The 1,571-nt window shown below is 37.4% G+C and carries 2 protein-coding genes; both read right to left on the bottom strand.

The window, feature by feature from the left end; translation table 11 throughout:
* Window positions 1–791: IS3 family transposase (locus tag AB1414_20595; protein ID MEW6609809.1), on the bottom strand; the 791-nt coding region annotated here is incomplete at its 3' end.
* Window positions 788–1,066 (bottom strand): transposase, encoded by a 279-nt coding sequence (locus AB1414_20590; protein MEW6609808.1) that lies wholly within the window; start codon window positions 1,064–1,066, stop codon window positions 788–790. The genes AB1414_20595 and AB1414_20590, both read right to left, overlap by 4 nt.
* Between the last annotated feature and the right edge of the window lie 505 nt (window positions 1,067–1,571).

The following is a 1,571-nucleotide window of genomic DNA, read 5'->3' as shown; positions in this document are numbered from 1 at the left end:
TGATGAGGGCGTTCATTATTGTAAAAATTAAAATAATCATTTAGTCCGTGATAGAGTTCTTTGCCGGTTTCTGGAGCGTTGAGATAGACATATTCATATTTTAGGCTTCTCCATAAACGCTCAATAAAAACATTGTCAATAGCTCGTCCTTTACTGTCCATACTGATTTTTATCTTTTTTGACGCTAAGCGATCGGTATGACTTTCACTGGTAAATTGTGTACCTTGATCCGTGTTAAAGATTTCCGGGCAGCCTAACTCTAAAGCTTCATCTAACGCATCGACACAGAAAGTTGAATCCAGACTATTGGAGATCCTCCAGGACAAAACATAACGACTATACCAGTCAATTATCGCCACTAAATATAAAAAGCCTGATCTCATGGGAATATATGTGATATCGCTGCTCCACACTTGATTTACATTATTAATTGATAATCCTTTCAGTAAATAAGGATAAATCTTATGGCCTGGCTGTGGCTTAATAATTTTGGGCTTGGGATAAATAGCTTCCAGCCCCATTAAGCCAAGCAGTCGTCTGATTCGCTTGATATTGACCAAATACCCCTGATATACAATATAGGCATGCATTCGTCTGACACCATAGAAAGGTGTCCTTAAGTATTGTTCGTCCATGAGGCGCATGATCTGCAAATTCTCCGGACTTTCAGGACAAGGGTTATAATAATATCCCGAGCGACTTACTCCCAACAGATCACATTGCTTTACAATGCTGATCTGGCTGTTAAGAGGTTCGATCATCAGACGTCTGGCAGCAAGAGGATCGGTCATAATTTTTTTTTTAACCAATCTAATTCAATTTTTAATCGGCCAATCTCTTGGTACAATTGGTCTTCTAAATGTTGTTGTTTCTTGTGATGATTATTGAGTGAATTTTTAAATATGAATGCAGCGCCATCGAGCAACTGCTTTTTCCAGGTTGAAATTTGAACTGAATGAATCTGAAACTGAGTGGCTAATTCAGTTAGTGTCTTTTGCTCTTTGAGAGCTTCGACGGCTACCTTTGCTTTGAATTCGGCGCTGTAACGATTTCTCTTATTCATCATATGATACTCCCATTTTTGTTATGGTAATATAAGCATTTCTTAACTTAATTACCTGTCTAAATTTTGGGGAGCATTACAATCTGAAGGCTATTGCATGCGCATAATATAAAAAAAATATGTAACCACTCAGGTTGTTAGGTTCAAGGTTCACAGTTCCTGGTTGGCTTACCGGCGCCACACGCAAATTGGGTGAAATATCTGAATCTCGATTCATAGTTCAGTCGAAACTGGTAAATAACTCTGAACCGGGAACCTTAGAACGTTGAACCTGAACAGATACAAAAATATTTTTATGTGTCAAGAAAAAATATTTTTATTTTAGAACTCGCATGAAAAGTCTCCCGGCTATTTATTTCCAGGGTGCTAATCTGTTGTCAATTCAATCTTCGTTTTTTTTGCAAAAGTTTTTACTCAAAATCAACATAATTTAACACCGAAAAGGCTAAGGCGAAGGAAAAGGCGAGTTAAAGTATTAGTTTAAAGGAATAAGGTCTGTTTCTTCCTT

It is taken from the genome of bacterium (assembly GCA_040755795.1).
Lineage (GTDB): Bacteria > UBA9089 > CG2-30-40-21 > CG2-30-40-21 > SBAY01 > JBFLXS01.
The sequence above is the reverse complement of the archived record's forward strand: the minus strand, read 5'-3'. Positions and strand labels throughout refer to the sequence as shown.

Coding starts and splice junctions, on each gene's coding strand:
- AB1414_20590 (MEW6609808.1), bottom strand. CDS start 1,066: ATGATGAATAAGAGAAATCGTTACAGCGCCGAATTCAAAGCAAAGGTA.